Genomic DNA, 15853 nt, shown 5'->3' on the forward strand with positions numbered 1-15853 from the left:
GATGCCCTCCTCATCTCGCTCAATCGAGTTGTGTCGCTACCACTACGATCCCTTGGATCGCCAGAACGGCTGCAGAGTGCTGCAACAGCCAACCATCCAGCATTTTCACAACAAAAACCGGCTAACCACCGAGATCCAAGGCGCGACTCACTGGAGCTTTCTTCAGCATGACGAGCAGTTGCTCGCGCAACAGATGCACCTGGATGTCCCGACCACCACACTGCTGGCAACGGACCAACAACGTTCGGTATTGAACGCCCTCGACGCCCTTCGTCCTCATCCCCTCGCCTACATGCCCTATGGCCATCGCCCGGCGGAAAATGGGTTACTTAGCCTGCTCGGTTTCAACGGCGAACGGCCGGATCCGGTGACCGGGCATTATCATTTGGGTAATGGCTATCGGCAGTTCAATCCGGTGTTGATGCGGTTCAACAGTCCGGACAGTTGGAGTCCGTTTGGGGAGGGTGGGGTTAATTCGTATGCGTATTGCTCGGGCGATCCAGTAACCAAAGTGGATAAAACCGGACATTTTGGTCGTGCTATAGCAGCAATATTTTTTGTCGCGGCAGGAATAGGTAGTGTTGCTGGTGGCATCGAGATTTTGAAAAAAGATAATAAAACGACTCTAGATTATATTGGTGCCGCTGCGTTGATCAGTTTAGGTTTATTTCTAGTAGGAACGGGGCTGAGCGTGCCCAGATCATCAGCGATTGCCAGAAGGCAGGAGCTGGTTGCCGCAACTAATTCAGTTCAACCCCGCACGAGGTTGAATGGAGGCAGAATTAATTCGCAACTCCCTAGCCAGTACAATGAAAACGTCCACTTTAGGCCCTCTTCAACTGTGAACATAAATCCTGGTAGCACTAGTGAATTGCCCGGCAAATTGAAAAAAATACGTAGTTGATACGAGGCAGAGAGAAAAGGGACTGAAGAGAGAAAAGAGAGAAATGGGACGGATTTATTTATATTAATCCGTGGGACTGTCAGATTTTTTGTGTGCGGGCCGGTAACGGCCTACCATTAGGCAGGCCTTCATTTCACCAGGTCGACCTGATGAATCGATCCCCGTACAGGATCGCAAACTGATTCATGGCGTTCTTCCAATCATGGGCCGCGCTACCCCAGTTGGCGGTGATATTGGAGCAATAAAGAGCAATAAAGGGGACAGATTTATTTTTTTGCTTTATCCGCGAATCCACAGCCGTTAGCGGTCTTTCGCGAAGGGCTACTTGGGGTTGTGGATTGCAGCCTTTGGTGACCGGCAGCAGCCGACCAGAAGCGGTCAATATGTCCTATAAATAAATCCGTCCCCTTTTCTACTGGTCCCCTTTTCTACTGTCCCCTTTTCTACTGTCGTCGAGGTTCTCGGGAAGTAAGGTGCCTTGGCCTCGATGTTCACCTTGGATAAAGCGCTTCATGGGCGATCCCTGCGATGAAATCCTCAGAAATCATAGCAAGGGTTCGCGAAGGCGTTTTTACACACTCTGGGCCGATTTCTGCCGGTCGCGACCGACCGCATCGACCCATTGCAGACATCCAGTGTGCAGAGGCTTTTGTGAGTTAGTTTTGGACAGTCCAGAGCATCGTCTGAACCATGATATGCGGATGACTTTCTAGAGATTCCCATTCATCTATGAAGGAAAAGCCCAGCTTCAGATAGAAGCTCGAGGCTCTCGCATTGTCGGGAGAGACGTCCAGAAAAACGCGATCATGACCTTTCCCTATTGCGCGGGATTTCACCGCCTCAACCAGCTGAGTTGCCACGCTAGAGCCACGTGCAGAGGGTTCAACCCACATTCCGATCAAGTTATAGCGGTTCGTACCACTGACCCCGGCACCGATCATTCCCACCGCTTTGTCTTCCTTGATGGCTAACCAGAATTCCGTTCTGGCTGACGAGGCTCGTTCTTTCCACTGTTCGTCACTGTAGTTGGCAGCCGCTTGGTAACTGACACCAAAGGCTGTCGGTGTGTCCAAAAGCGCGGCGAGACGGACTTGCTTCAAAAGCATCCAGTCTTTTGCTTCCGTCGGTCGAATGTCCATGATCTTCCTAGAAGTCAGCGAAACCTTAACGTCTCACAATGGTGTTGAGGGGGCAATTGGGTTGGCATTGCTCAATCGCCGCTCCTGGCCGATTACAGCCTGTCATCACTCTGACCACAGGCGCTCCCATCGTTCGCAGTTGCGGAACACCACCCGAAAATTGCGGAACACTTCACTTTCCTGAAGGCATAAAAAAACCCCGTAACTCATTGAGCTACAGGGTTTTTAAGAGTGGAGGCCGAGGTCGGAATCGAACCGGCGTAGGTGGATTTGCAATCCACTGCATAACCATTTTGCTACTCGGCCTCAAATGTCAGATGCCCTAAAAGCAACATCAAACACATACAAACTGGAGAGGGAATCTAGATTTGCATCTACTTCCAACCCTTTGAAATCTAAAGGGTTTTTCTTGTTCCCTAATCAGGAATGGACGCAATTCTGGACTGCTTCTCGGGGCATGTCAAGAACGGGAAGTAAAAAAACTCCAACCCGGTCAACGCTATGGTTCGGCCATGGTGGCCGAACCACAGTTCACTCCGGCACTCGTTAGAGATACCAGCGATATTCCCGGGCGCTGATCTCCTGTTGGAAGGCCAGGTGGTCCTGGCGCTTGTTCTCGCAGTAGACGTCGACGAATTCCGCCCCCAAGCCTTGGCGCAGCTGCGGTTGGTGCTGCATGGCACGTACGGCTTCGAGCATTTCCAGGGGGAAGTCGATGCCGCTGTTGCGGTCTTCGTTGAGCGGTGGGATGGGTTCGCGGCCGGCTTCCAGGCCCTGTTCCAGTCCGACCAGGATCGCCGCCAACACCAGGTAGGGGTTGGCGTCGGCGCCGGCCAGGCGGTGTTCGATGCGCAGGTTTTTGCTGTCCGACTCGGGGATCCGCACGCAGGCGTCGCGGTCTTCGAAGCCCCAGCTGGCCTGGGTTGCCGCGTTCACGGTGCCGCCCAGGCGGCGGAAGGCGTTCTGATTCGGGGCGAAGATCGGCATGCAGCGGGGCAACAGCTCAAGGCAGCCGGCCACGGCATGGCGCAGGGCCTGTTGCTGGTTGGCGGCCAACAGGTTCTGGCCTTCGCCATCGTAGAGGCTGACGTGCACGTGCATGCCGCTGCCCGGGTGCTGCAGGTAGGGCTTGGCCATGAAGCTGGCGCGATAGCCGTGCTTGAGGGCGACGCCCCGGGTGCTGCGGCAGAACAGTGCGGCCCAGTCCGCGGCTTGCAGGCCGTCATTGAGGTGGCCGAAGTTGATCTCGAACTGACCGGGCCCAAGCTCCGCGGTGATCACGGTGGTGTCGATACCCTGGGCGCGCGCGGCCTCGACCATTTCATCGAGGACCGGAGCAAACCGTGACAAGCGCTCGATGTGCATGTTCGGCTGGTCGTCGGTATCGTCGGTCAGGGGATCGCGGGGGAACTGCGGCTGGCCGTCACGCAGTTGCTTGTCGAACAGATAGAACTCCAGTTCGAACGCCACCACCGGGTGAATCCCTTTGCGCCGCAAGCGTTCCAACACTTGCGCCAACACTTCGCGGGGTTCGAATTCGATGGGTTTTTCGGTGCCATCGGAGGTGATGAGCATCTGCCCCACCGGCTGCGCTTCCCAGGTCACCGGCTTGAGGGTGCCCGGCACCAGGCGCCGCACCGCGTCCGGGTCGCCGTCGTGGAAGCAGTAGTCGCCGATTTTGAACAGCCCGCCCTGCACCCCCAGCAGCACGCAGTTCTGCGGCAACTTGAGGGCACTGCCGGCCGCCACTTTTTCGAGCATCTCGATCGGGTAGCGCTTGCCGTAGAAGTGCCCGGGAATGTCCAGGGAGATGAGGTCGACGTAGCGCACCTCAGGGTAGCGTTGGCGGAAAGCACGTACTTCAGCCAGCAGGTCGGAACAGGCAGCGTCCATCATCAAAGTTTCCTGTGTTGTTATCAGGTGTAAACCCACAGCACGCGGGTGAGTTGGTCGGTGAGGTTGCCGTAGCGACAGCGGGTATGGCTGTCGAGTTGAAAGCTGTCGCCGGCCACTAGGGTCACCGGTTCGTCGTCTTCGTCCAGCCACAGCGTCAGTTCGCCTTCGAGCACGTAGCCGCCCTGCTCCGAGCTGTCGCTCAAGTGCCGCTCGCCACTGCTGGCACCGGCTTCCAGCCGGCTTTCGAGCATGGAGAACGAGGCCCTGATTTTCGGTGAAACGAGGATGTCGGTAATGCCATTGGCGTAGTACAGCGTGCGACGCTCGTCGGGCCGGGTCACCCAGGGCAGCACCTTGGGCTTGGGCAAGCTGTAGAAGTAGGTAGTGGGTACGCCCAGGGTTTCGCTGATGGCCGTCAGGTCCGCCACCGTGGGCCGTGACAGGCCGCGCTCGACTTGCGACAGGAAGCCCACGGAGCGGTCGATTTTGTCGGCCAGCTCCTTGAGGGTGTACTTCTTGTGCTTGCGCAGGTCGTGGATGAGGATCGCCAGCGCGGCGATTTCTTCTTGCTTGTTCATGCCAGGGTTTCCCGAAGAGAATTCATCAAATGCTGTCACGCAGGCGGTACCAGGCCTTGCCGATGGCTTCCAGGGGCGCAGCCAGGTATTTGCCGCCGGGGAAACGCTCATTGTTCAGGCCCTGATACAAGGCCAGCCCATCCGCGTCACCGAGAATCGCGTCGGACACCGCACGGGCAGCGGCCAGGGTCGGCAGCACGCCATGCCCGGAATAGCCCTGTAACCAATAGAGATCGCCCCGCCGGCCGATATCGGGCGTGCGCTTGAGGGTCAGGTCGATATGCCCGCCCCAGGCGAATTCCAGTTCGACCCCCTTGAGCTGAGGAAACACTCGCTCGAGAAACGGCCGGGTCGCCGCAGCAATGTCCCGGGGCATGCCCCCCAGGTAGGTGCAGCCGCCACCGAACAGCAGGCGGTTGTCCGGTGTGCGGCGGAAGTAGTCGAGCACGAACTGGTTATCGGTGACGCAGACGTTGCCCGGGAGCAAGGCGCTGGCCTGCCCGGCCGGCAGCGGCGCGGTGGCCACCTGGTAGGTACCCACCGGCAGGACACGGCTGGCCAGTTGCGGATCGAGCTGGTCGAGGTAGGCATTGCACGCCAGCACCAGCACGTCCGCCCGGACGCTGCCGCGCTCGGTGGTGACCCGGTACTGACCGCCCTCCTCTCGATAACTCAGGGCTTTGCTCTGTTCAAAGATGCGCCCGCCCGCGCGCTCGATGGCCGCGGCCAGGCCCAGGGCCAGCTTCAGTGGGTTGAGGTGCCCGCCTTCGGGGTCATAGAGCCCCGCCTGATAGCGATCGCTGGCGACCCATTGGGGCAACTGGTCGCGGGGGATGAACTGCAGGCCATCGTAGCCCCACTTGTGACTGGCCTCATGCTGCCACTGCGTGAGTAGCCTGACCCGGCGTGGCATGACCGAGGTCCACAGATGGCCGGGACGATAGTCGCAATCAAAACCATGGCGGGCCGGCAGCTCACGCAATTCCTGCGCGGCCCAGCACATGCTGTCCCACAGGCGGCGCGCACGCTCATGACCGAGCGCGGCCTCCAGAGGAGGCATGTCACACGACCAACCGAGTATCGCCTGCCCACCATTGCGCCCCGAGGCGGCCCAGGCCACGCGACTGGCCTCCAGCAGCGTCACCCGCTTGCCCGCCAGGGCCAGGCGCAGGGCCGTGTGCAAGCCACTGAAGCCGGCCCCGATGATCACCACCTCGGTACGGTGCTCGCCCTCGAGCGCCCCACGCTCCAGCAAACGGTCCGCACAACTGTGGGCGTAATAGCTGGCGACATGCTGGGTGGACTGCTGGAACATAGGGGCACCATGAAATTATGTTTTTATAATTTCATGAAAAACTACAGTATAAATTTCACACGCGCAATCCACCCCGGCATCGGAAACCTCAATGGGGGTTTATCCGACGGCTTGCCGACTCATGGGTGGTCAGGCGACTTGCCCTGGAACCGCGCCCGGTAACGCCCCGGGCTCTCGCCCGTCCACTTCTTGAAGGCACGATGGAACGCGCTGGGCTCCTGAAAGCCGATCTGCTCGGCAATCGCGGTGATGCTCGCCGGGGTCCGGCGCAGTTGCTCGATCGCCACCGCGCGGCGCACCTCGTCCTTGATTTCCTGGTACGAACCGCCTTCGCGCTCCAGCCTGCGCCGCACGGTACTGGGGCTCAAGTGCTGCTCCTCGGCGAACGCCTGCAAGGTCGGCCATTGGCTGTAGTGGCTGTTGCGCAACCGCTGATGAACCTGGGAGGCCAGGCCATGCTGATTGCGGAAGCGGATCACCAGCCATTGCGGCGCGGTTCGCAAAAACGACTTGAGCGAAGCCAGGTCCTGCACCACCGGCAAGTGCAGAAAGCGGCTGTCGAATTCGATTTCGGTGCACTCGGCGCCAAAGGTCAGGTTGTTGCCCCAGAGCAACGCATCGTCACTGAGGGACAAACGCGGATGACGAAAGTCCGCGCGGTCGATGGGAATCCGCCGCCCGCCCAGCCAGCACAGCAGGCTGATCATCAACACCAGGAAGGTCTCTTCGGCGAAACGCGCCACTTCATCGTCGCGGGCCTGGGTCTGCACGCTGATCACCGCGCGCTTGCCGCGCACCGTCAAGGTGCCGCGAAAGTCGCGCAGGAACAGGCCGAAGTTGACCAGGCACTGGCGCATGGCTTTTTCCAGCGTCGGTTCCTGGATCAGCGCGCGGCAGATCAGGGCGAAACTACCGGGGGGCATGCCGTGGGAGTCCAGCCCGAAGAATTCGTCGTTCAATTCGCGGATCTGCGCCAGCCACAAGGCGGCAAATGCGTTGGCGGGTACCCGCGCGGCCGGCTGGTCGATCAGGGCCGGATCGATGCCGGCGACTTCGAGTACAGACCGCAGGCGCTGCGGCTGGTCACGCAGCGCATGGATCATCGGGTACATGAAGTAGACCGCCACTGAATCCGTTTCCCGCATGTGTTCCTCTCTGACTCATCATCCCAACATGGCAAAAAACGCCACCACCCTTGCACAGTTTTGGCATAGGCCACTGGCGTGCCTGACTCTAGACTCGCGGCCATATCAACAGGCACTGCAGCGCAGCCCGCCAGACGTCGCCCATAGTACGCGAGCGGCTGACGGTCCACGATGTTTAGCCAACGAATTGAAGACGTACCGAGGAATCCACCATGAACCCTTCCGATGTTTTTGTAGTCAGCGCCGTCCGTTCTGCCATTGGCGCCTTTGGTGGCTCGCTCAAGGACGTTTCGCCCATCGACCTGAGCACCGCCGTCAGCCGCGCCGCCATCGAGCGCTCGGGCCTGGCCCCGGAACTCATCGGCCACGTGGTCATGGGCCACGTGATTCCGACCGAAACCCGCGACGCCTACGTGTCCCGTGCCGTGGCGATCAATGCCGGCCTGACCAAGGAAACCCCGGCGTTCAACGTCAACCGCCTGTGCGGTTCCGGCCTGCAGGCCATTGTCAGTGCCGCCCAGAGCCTGATGCTCGGCGATGCCGATGCGGCCCTGGCCGGTGGCGTCGAATCCATGAGCCGCGGCGCGTACATCCTGCCCCAGGCACGTTGGGGTGCGCGGATGGGCGACATGCAGGCCGTCGACTACATGCTCGGCGCCTTGCATGATCCGTTCGCCGGCATTCACATGGGCATCACCGCGGAAAACATCGCCGAACACTACGGCATCACCCGCCAGGCCCAGGACCAACTGGCGCTGGTCAGCCAGCAGCGCGCTGCCCGGGCCATTGCCGAAGGACGTTTCGAAGGGCAGATCGTGCCGATTGAAATCGCCACCCGCAAAGGCACGGTGACCTTCGCCACCGACGAACACGTGCGCACCGATGCCAGCCTGGAGCAACTGGAGCGCATGAAACCTGCGTTCAAGAAAGACGGCAGCGTCACCGCAGGCAACGCCTCTGGCCTGAACGATGGCGCCGGCGCGCTGGTCCTGGCCACCGGCAAGATGGTCATGGAGCAAGGCCTCAAGCCCCTGGCCCGCCTGGTGAGTTATGCCCACGCGGGTGTCGAGCCGTCGATGATGGGCCTGGGTCCGATTCCCGCCACCCGCCTGGCGCTCAAGCGCGCCGGCCTGACCGTCGCCGACCTGGATGTGATCGAGTCCAACGAAGCCTTCGCTGCGCAAGCCTGCGCCGTTGCCCAAGAACTGGGTTTCGACCCGGAGAAGGTCAACCCGAACGGTTCCGGTATCTCCCTGGGCCACCCGGTGGGTGCAACCGGCGCGATCATCGCCACCAAGGCCATCCACGAACTGCATCGCAGCCAGGGCCGTTATGCGCTGGCGACCATGTGCATCGGCGGCGGCCAGGGCATTGCCGTGCTGTTCGAACGCGTTTAAGGACATGAGCATGAATCTGCAGCACATCGGCGTGATTGGCGCCGGCACCATGGGCAACGGCATCGCGCAGGTCTGCGCGCTGGCCGGCTTCAACGTGACCTTGCTGGACATCTCCGAGAGCGCCTTGCAGAAGGCGCTGGCCACCGTGGGCAAAAACCTCGACCGGCAGGTGGCCAAGGGCACGCTGAGCGAAGGCCAGAAACTCGCGGCCCTGGACAAGATCCGCACCGACACCGACTACGGCAGCCTGCACGGTGCGCAAATGGTGATCGAGGCCGCCACCGAGAACGTCGACCTGAAACTGCGCGTGCTGCAACAGATCGCCGCCCAGGTCAGCAGCGACTGCGTGATTGCCTCCAACACCTCGTCGCTGTCCATCACCGAGTTGGCGGCCAGCGTCAGCGAGCCGGGGCGGTTCATTGGCCTGCACTTCTTCAACCCGGTGCCGGTCATGGCGCTGATCGAAGTGATTCGCGGCCTGCAAACCAGCGACGCGACCCACGCCCTGGCCCTGGAAATGGCCATGGCCCTGGGCAAGACCGCGATCACCGCCGGCAATCGCCCGGGCTTCGTGGTGAACCGGATCCTGGTGCCGATGATCAACGAAGCCATCCAGGTGCTCGATGAAGGCCTGGCCAGCGCCGAAGACATCGATGCCGGCATGCGCCTGGGCTGCAACCAGCCCATCGGACCGCTGGCACTGGCCGACCTGATCGGCCTGGACACCTTGCTGGCGATCATGCAAGCGTTCTACGACGGCTTCAACGACAGCAAATACCGCCCTGCCCCGCTGCTCAAGGAAATGGTTGCCGCGGGCTACCTGGGACGCAAGACCGGTCGTGGTTTCCATCGCTATGACTGATCGCTGCTCACGCTTTGCCGAGAGCCGGGACAAGGCCCTGGAGCTGTTCGCCAGCAAGGGGTTCGGCCAGGTCGGCATGCGTGAGCTGGCAACGTACCTGGGGCTTACCCCAGGTTCGTTGTATCACCACTTCCCCAGCAAGCAGCACTTGCTGCTGGACCTGATCGAGGAGTTCTACGAGGAACTGCTGACCACCCTCAGCCGCCTCGAGCGCCAACCCCGGGACCCGCGTGACAGCCTGCACGCCCTCATCCAGGCCCACCTCAGCCTGCATCAGGAGATGCCTTGCCACTACCGCCTGGTGGAACGCGACAGCAGTTGCCTGAACGAGGATCAGCAAGCCCGCGTCCGGCAGTTGCAGGAACGCTATGAGCAGCACCTGATGCGCCTGCTCTGCACCACCCAGCGCCTGCCCGACCTCCGCTCACAGGCCACCGGACACGCCATCGCCAACCTGCTCAACGGCGCGCCCAACTGGCTGGCGCAGCACCCGCTGGAAACCTGGGAACGCAACCGTCTGCTGGAAAGCCTGATGGTCGGTGCCATTGAACGCGTGCTGTGGGATGACGCCCAGATGGCCGCTGTTCAGGCCAACGTTGCCTGAGTAATTCCACCCCGCCGCAAGCCCCTTTCACCTCCCTCGCCCCATCACCACCCACTCGATTCGAAATCGGTCAACGCCCCGTATCGCCTGCTTCCGAACCCCTGAAGCGCCGCGCCAGCACCTGACTGCCACCGGCAATCACCAGCGCGACCATGATCAACACGACGGCAACCGCAAAGGTGATCTGCATGCCGGTCCCAATGGCCTGCGGCTGCGCACGGATGAGGTCGGACACCCCCGAGCCCAGGGCGAACACCGCCCCCATGAACGCCGCCCCGGTGATCAACCCAAGGTTGCGCGACAGGCTGAGCAACCCGGCGATCACACCCCGCTGCTGCGCACTCACACCGCCCATGATCAAGGTGTTGTTGGCTGTCTGGAATAACGCATAACTGGCGGTCAGGCTCATCATCGGCACGACATAGCCGGCGATCCCCAGGCGGGCCGGCAGCATCGCCAATGCACTCGCGCCAAGAGCCATGGACACGAGCCCGAGCACCGTCATCCGGCGGGCGCCGAAACGGTCGACGATGCGGCCAGCCGGTACCCCGGTCAGCGCCGCGACACCGGGGCCCGCCGACAGGACCAGCCCGACCGTCAGGGCATCGAGCTCCAGCCCTCGGGCGAGGTAAAACGGCCCGACCACCAAGGTCGACATGATCACCGTCGAGACCAGCAGGCTCATGGCAAGGCCCGCGCTCAAGGATCGATTGCGCAACAGCGCCAGGCACACCAGCGGTGCTTCAACCCGTGACTCGACCCAGGCAAAGAGCCCGACGCCACAGGCGGCCGTCAGCAGCAGAATGCCGTTGAGCGCGCCGAAGTGGCCCTGGCCGAGGGTCATGGCCAGCGCATAGGCGGCGAGCGTGAGCGCCAGTACCAGCGTGCCCACGGCATCAAACGCGGCTTTGTTGCGAGGTGTGCGTGGACGGTCCGCGGGCAGGTATCGCCAGGCAAGCAATAGGCTGATGATGCCCAGCGGCACGTTGACCAGGAAGATCGCCTGCCAGCCGACACTGGCGATCAACACCCCGCCCAGGGACGGCCCCAACGTCGTGCCGAGCGCCGACATCGAACCCAGCAACCCCATGGCCCTGCCCGTTCGGGCCTGGGGCACGGTGTCAGCGACCAGGGCCACGGTCAGGGCCATCATGATCGCGGCGCCAAGGCCCTGCACGGCGCGGGCGACGATCAGCCAGCCGAGCGTTGGCGCCAGGCCGCACGCCAGTGAAGCGCCGGTGAAGATGACGATTCCGACCAGCAGCAAGCGCCGACGCCCCACCAGGTCGCCGAGCCGGCCGACACTGACGATCAAGGTAGTGATGGCCAGCAGGTAGGCCAGGACAATCCATTGCACCTGGGCAAAGGACGCGTCGAACGCCCGGGCCAGGGTCGGCAAGCCGGCATGGGCGATGCTGGTATCCAGTGACGGCAACACCATCGACAGCGACAGACTGGCGAGCGCCCACCGGGCAGCAGGCGTCGGCTTCGCGCCTTCAACGGTATCGGCCTGGGTCATGGCATTCATGGTTTTGTGGCTCCAGAAAAGTCGTAATCCAGAGCCTATGCCGGTTGCTGGCAAGGCGGAAGGAGCAGCATTTGCACTCAATACCTGCACCAGACGCCATGCCATGACAGGCCGTGCTACCGTACAAGTATGTCGACACCCGATCTGAACTTACTGATTACCCTGGACGCGCTGCTCGCCGAAGGCAGCGTTGCGCGCGCGGCCCAGCGGCTGCACCTGAGCCCATCGGCGATGAGCCGGGCGCTGGCGCGATTGCGCACCACCACCGGCGACCCGCTGCTGGTCAGGGCCGGACGCAGCCTGGTGCCAACCCCGCGTGCCATTGCCTTGCGCGAACAGGTCCGGCAACTGGTGCACGACGCCGAAGCGGTGCTGCGTCCGGCCGAACAGCTGGACCTTGGGCAACTGGTTCGCACCTTCACCCTGCGCACCAGCGACGGCTTCGTGGAAAATTTCGGCCCCGGCCTGATCGCCCGCCTGCGTGCTGACGCCCCTGGCGTGCGCCTGTTTTTCCTGCAGAAACTCGACAAGGACAGCGCGCCGCTGCGCGACGGCAGCGTCGACCTGGAAACCGGCGTGGTCAGCGAGTCGACCAGTCCGGAGCTGCGTAGCCGGGCCCTGTTCGAGGATCGATTCATTGGTGTGGTGCGCACCACCCACCCCTTGAGCCAGGGCGAAGTTACCCCGGCCCGGTATGGGGCCGGCCAGCACATCCTGGTGTCACGCCGGGGCCTGGCCAAGGGCTTGCTGGACGAGCGATTCCAGTCCCTGGGGCTGACACGGGACGTCGTCACCCTGGTCAGTGGCTTTTCGGCCGCGCTGGCGCTGGCGCGGGCTTCGGACCTGATAGCCACCGTCCCCGAACGCCACACCCACCACCTGCGTGCCGGCCTGCACAGTTTCGTGCTGCCACTGCCGGTGCCCCCAATCACCCTGTCGATGATCTGGCACCCACGGATGGATGCCGATCCCGCCCACCGCTGGTTGCGCGAGTGCATTCGCCAGGAGTGCGCCGACGTGCTCAGCCAACCGGCAGCCGAGTTCTGATACCTCGGCTGTAGCCGTCGGTAACATCGCGCCCCATCCAGGTGCGCCCGGACACCGAAGCCCCCTTGCTCTATCCGTCAAGCAAGGGGGCCCCGGCGCCGTGGCGTATTTTGTGCATGTCTTGGCGACTCCATTATGTTCGAAGCTCCCATGCGCCCCAAGGAACTGAAACTCTGGACCACCGGTGTCGCCCATCTACTGGACCTGCCCGCCGGACACCCACGGCTGGCGGGCTTGAGCCACTGGTTGCGGCAGGTGTGCCCGGTCGATCATTTCGTGTTGTTCGTCTACGAAGGCAACCACCGCCCCCTGGCCTTGTTCGACACGTTCCCCGCCGACAAGCGCGCGGTGTATGTCGATGACTATCAGTGCGGGCCGTATCTGCTCGACCCCTTCTACCTCGCCTGCACCCGCCGGCAGGCGCCGGGCCTGTGGCGCCTGCGCCAGTTCGCGCCCGACCATTTCTACCTCGGCGAGTATTACCTGACCTATTACCAGCAAACCGGCCTGGCCGAAGAAGTGGCGTTTTTCGTCGACCTCGGCGACGGCGCCATGGCGGTGCTCTCGCTGATGCGCTCCAGCGCCAACTGCGCCTTCAGCCGCGATGAAATGCAGTTGATCGAGTGCGCCCAGGCCGTGGTCGAACAGGTCATCGGTGAAGCCTGGCGCCAACGCCAGGCCCAGCAACCGCGCCCGGCCCAGGACCTGGACTTCAAGATCCGCGAAGCCTTCGACCAGTTCGGCGCACACAGCCTGACCGGCCGCGAACAGGAAATCGTCCGACTGCTGTTGCGCGGCCACTCCAGCGCCTCGGTGGCCGAACAACTGACCATCAGTCCCGGCACGGTGAAAATCCACCGCAAGAACATCTACGCCAAGCTTGGTATCGGCAGCCAGTCCGAACTGCTGGGGCTGTTCATCCGCGAGCTCACGGATAATCAGCTGCAAGGTTCAAGCGCCAAGCTGCAGGACGATCGCAGCCGCGCCATCGGCTTGTAGCTTTTGGCTTGTGGCTTGCAGCTGCCCCTATCCTATCCCCCAAGGGATATATACACGGCAAAACCCTCGTTGCTAGTTTGGCCCTCGACGCGCTGATTCATCACTGCAAGGGAGCCGTACCGTGAACGACAGCCAGCCAAGCGATATCGAGTTCTGCAATGTGGTCAAGCGCTATGGCGAGGTGCCGGCCGTCAATGGCCTGAACTTCGCCGTGCGGCGGGGCTCGTTCCATTCCTTCCTCGGCGGTTCGGGCTGCGGCAAGACCACCACCCTGCGCATGATCGCCGGCTTCGAGCAGCCCACCAGCGGCGAGGTGCGCCTGGCCGGTAAAAACGTTGCCGGGGTGCCCGCCTTCGAACGCCCGGTGAACATGGTGTTCCAGCATTACGCCCTGTTCCCGCACCTGACGGTGGCCCAGAACATCGCCTACGGCCTGCGTTATCGCACTCCACGGCCGGACAAGAACACCCAGGCGCGCATGGCCGACGAGGCCCTGGAAATGGTGCGCCTGAGCGGCTTCGGCCAGCGCAAGCCGAGTGAGCTGTCCGGCGGTCAACAACAGCGCGTGGCCCTGGCCCGGGCGCTGGTCAACAAGCCTACGGTATTGCTGCTCGACGAGCCGCTGGCGGCCCTCGACCGCAAGCTGCGCAAGGAAATGCAGTCCGAGTTGCTGCGCCTGCAACGGGAGGTCGGCATCACCTTCGTGCTGGTCACCCACGACCAGGAAGAAGCGTTGTCGATGAGCGACAGCATCAGCGTGATGCACAACGGCTCGATCATCCAGACCGCCACCCCCGAACAACTCTATGAAGCCCCGGCCAGTCGCTACGTGGCCGACTTCATTGGCGAGTCGAATCTGTTCAACGGCACGGTCCACCGGCTGCACGGCAACTCGGTGGTGTTGCGCACCGCCCAGGGCCTGGAGCTGACCAGCCCGCTGACACCCACCGGTAAACCCCTGAGCGCTGACGCCGACGGCTGCATCGCCGTGCGCCCGGAGCTGATCAGCATCGCCGGCGCCAACACCGACATGACCCGCGAAGTGACCCTGCAAGGCTGCGTGGAGGACCGCATCTACCTGGGCAACTCCACCGAATACCGGGTGCGCACCCGGGCCTTTGGCGTGGTCTGCGTGCGGGTCCCTCGCCAGCAGGATCACGGCGCCAACGTATTCGAACACGGCGCTGCGGTCAGCGTCGGCTGGGATCACGCCAATGGCCTGGCCATGGCGTTGTAAATCATCGATTCGTTTCATCAACCGGATGTGGAGCGTGCCATGGACCAGAAGACGTTTATCAAAACCCTGCGCAGCTGGCAGAACGGCTCGATCAGCCGCCGTGAATTCCTCGGCCGCACCGGCCTGGGCATTGCTGCGGCAGTGGTCGCCAGCAACCTGCCGGGCCTGCTGACCTCGACCGCCGAGGCGGCCGAGCCGACCAAGCTCGGCGATCGACTGTCCCTGGCCACTTGGCCGAACTATCACAGCCAGGAAAACCTCGACGCCTTCGCCAAGACCACCGGTGCCCGGGTCTCCATGAGCGTGTTCGGTTCCAACGAAGAAATGCTCGCCAAACTCCAGGCCGGCGGCAGTGGCTGGGACGTGTTGGTGCCGACCAACTACACCATCAGTACCTATGTCGGCCTGGGCCTGATCGAACCGCTGGACCTGTCGCGCATTCCCAACTTCGATGCCGCCGCCTTCCAGCAGAAGTTCATGGCCCAGGGCACGGTGGACGGCAAGGTCTATGCGGTGCCGAAGAACTGGGGCACCACCGGCATGCTCTACGACAGCGGCAAGCTGAAGAACGGCCCCACCAGCTGGAAGCAATTCTGGGAAGCCGCCCAAGGGCCCGCCAGCGGCCGGGTGATAGTGCATGACTACCAATTGACGGCCATTGGCAACGCCCTGAAAAGCTTCGGTTACAGCTTCAACTCCCTGGACCCGAAAGAACTGGCCGATGCGGAAAAATTGCTGATTCAGGTCAAGCCCCACCTGTTCGCCATCAACTCCGACATCCAGCCTTCGATGCGCAGCGGCGACGCCTGGCTGGCGATGTGCTGGACCGGCGACGCCTCGCAATTGCATCGCGACAACCCGCAGATGCAATTCGAACTGGGCAAGGAAGGCGGCGAGCTGTGGAGCGACTTCTTCGCCATCCCCAAAAGCTCGGAGCACAAGGACGCGGCCTATGCGTTCATCAACTACCTGATGGACCCGCAGCACAACAAACTTGAAGTGTTGAGCCACGGCTACCCCAGCGGTGACAAGCGCGTCGATGCCCTGCTGCCGGTCGCCATGCTCGACGATCCGATCATGTACCCGGCTGCCGAAGCCTTGAGCCCCCTGGAGTTCGGTGCCGCCGCGACACTCACCAGCCCTGCGCGCGCCGAGCTGATGGCCCGCTTCAAGTCAGCCTGATCGCTTTGCCATGGCCCACG

The 15853-nt window shown here is 62.4% G+C and carries 14 protein-coding genes, 1 tRNA gene and 1 pseudogene; 8 read left to right on the forward strand and 8 right to left on the reverse strand.

Annotated features, from left to right (window positions below; genetic code table 11):
- Position 1 precedes the first annotated feature (1 nt).
- On the forward strand, positions 2 to 904 hold the full coding sequence (locus AC3WQN_RS16030; protein WP_103399973.1) for an RHS repeat-associated core domain-containing protein: 903 nt from the start codon (positions 2 to 4) through the stop codon (positions 902 to 904).
- Positions 905 to 1352: 448 nt separating this feature from the next.
- Here AC3WQN_RS16030 and AC3WQN_RS16035 read toward each other — a convergent pair.
- The 7 genes and pseudogenes from AC3WQN_RS16035 to AC3WQN_RS16065 form a co-directional block, all read right to left on the reverse strand.
- Positions 1353 to 1418 (reverse strand): annotated as a pseudogene (locus tag AC3WQN_RS16035) (hypothetical protein); the annotation flags it as partial.
- Positions 1419 to 1560: 142 nt separating this feature from the next.
- The gene (locus tag AC3WQN_RS16040) at positions 1561 to 2043 is read right to left on the reverse strand and encodes a GNAT family N-acetyltransferase (RefSeq protein ID WP_178081894.1); all 483 of its coding nucleotides are present in this window, start codon (positions 2041 to 2043) and stop codon (positions 1561 to 1563) included.
- A 232-nt stretch (positions 2044 to 2275) separates the two neighbouring features.
- Positions 2276 to 2349: transfer RNA gene (locus AC3WQN_RS16045), tRNA-Cys, on the reverse strand.
- Positions 2350 to 2589: 240 nt separating this feature from the next.
- Positions 2590 to 3936, reverse strand: coding sequence for a glutamine synthetase family protein (locus AC3WQN_RS16050; protein WP_103400008.1), 1347 nt, complete (start codon positions 3934 to 3936; stop codon positions 2590 to 2592).
- Between the two features lie 23 nt (positions 3937 to 3959).
- Positions 3960 to 4517, reverse strand: coding sequence for a helix-turn-helix domain-containing protein (locus AC3WQN_RS16055; RefSeq protein ID WP_103399972.1), 558 nt, complete (start codon positions 4515 to 4517; stop codon positions 3960 to 3962).
- Between the two features lie 25 nt (positions 4518 to 4542).
- Positions 4543 to 5832 carry an NAD(P)/FAD-dependent oxidoreductase gene (locus tag AC3WQN_RS16060; protein WP_103399971.1) on the reverse strand — a complete coding sequence of 430 codons (1290 nt, stop codon included), beginning with the start codon at positions 5830 to 5832 and terminating at the stop codon, positions 4543 to 4545.
- 119 nt (positions 5833 to 5951) lie between these two features.
- Positions 5952 to 6977, reverse strand: a complete 1026-nt coding sequence (locus tag AC3WQN_RS16065) for an AraC family transcriptional regulator (protein ID WP_103399970.1) — start codon at positions 6975 to 6977, stop codon at positions 5952 to 5954.
- A gap of 212 nt (positions 6978 to 7189) precedes the next feature.
- Here AC3WQN_RS16065 and AC3WQN_RS16070 point away from each other — a divergent pair, with 212 nt between their 5' ends.
- The 3 genes from AC3WQN_RS16070 to AC3WQN_RS16080 are packed head-to-tail and all read left to right on the forward strand — an operon-like array spanning position 7190 to position 9840.
- Complete coding sequence (locus AC3WQN_RS16070; RefSeq protein WP_103399969.1) at positions 7190 to 8374, forward strand: acetyl-CoA C-acyltransferase family protein; 1185 nt, start codon at positions 7190 to 7192, stop codon at positions 8372 to 8374.
- A 10-nt stretch (positions 8375 to 8384) separates the two neighbouring features.
- Positions 8385 to 9236, forward strand: a complete 852-nt coding sequence (locus AC3WQN_RS16075) for a 3-hydroxybutyryl-CoA dehydrogenase (RefSeq protein ID WP_103399968.1) — start codon at positions 8385 to 8387, stop codon at positions 9234 to 9236.
- Entirely contained in the window at positions 9229 to 9840 is a 612-nt protein-coding gene (locus AC3WQN_RS16080; RefSeq protein ID WP_103399967.1) for a TetR/AcrR family transcriptional regulator, read from the forward strand. Before AC3WQN_RS16075 ends, AC3WQN_RS16080 begins: the two co-directional genes overlap by 8 nt.
- Positions 9841 to 9910: 70 nt before the next feature.
- On the opposite strand, the gene AC3WQN_RS16085 is transcribed toward AC3WQN_RS16080, so the two are convergent.
- Positions 9911 to 11368: an MFS transporter gene (locus tag AC3WQN_RS16085; protein WP_103399966.1), complete on the reverse strand. Its 1458-nt coding sequence runs from the start codon at positions 11366 to 11368 to the stop codon at positions 9911 to 9913.
- Between the two features lie 129 nt (positions 11369 to 11497).
- On the opposite strand from AC3WQN_RS16085, the gene AC3WQN_RS16090 reads away from it, so the two are divergent.
- The 4 genes from AC3WQN_RS16090 (at position 11498) to AC3WQN_RS16105 (ending at position 15833) form a co-directional block, all read left to right on the forward strand.
- Positions 11498 to 12415 carry a LysR family transcriptional regulator gene (locus AC3WQN_RS16090; protein WP_103399965.1) on the forward strand — a complete coding sequence of 306 codons (918 nt, stop codon included), beginning with the start codon at positions 11498 to 11500 and terminating at the stop codon, positions 12413 to 12415.
- A 150-nt stretch (positions 12416 to 12565) separates the two neighbouring features.
- Positions 12566 to 13414: a helix-turn-helix transcriptional regulator gene (locus AC3WQN_RS16095; RefSeq protein WP_103400007.1), complete on the forward strand. Its 849-nt coding sequence runs from the start codon at positions 12566 to 12568 to the stop codon at positions 13412 to 13414.
- A 121-nt stretch (positions 13415 to 13535) separates the two neighbouring features.
- Positions 13536 to 14651, forward strand: coding sequence for an ABC transporter ATP-binding protein (locus AC3WQN_RS16100; protein ID WP_103399964.1), 1116 nt, complete (start codon positions 13536 to 13538; stop codon positions 14649 to 14651).
- Positions 14652 to 14690: 39 nt separating this feature from the next.
- The gene (locus AC3WQN_RS16105; protein ID WP_103399963.1) at positions 14691 to 15833 is read left to right on the forward strand and encodes an ABC transporter substrate-binding protein; all 1143 of its coding nucleotides are present in this window, start codon (positions 14691 to 14693) and stop codon (positions 15831 to 15833) included.
- Positions 15834 to 15853 lie beyond the last annotated feature (20 nt).

The organism is Pseudomonas sp. FW300-N1A1 (genome assembly GCF_058789115.1).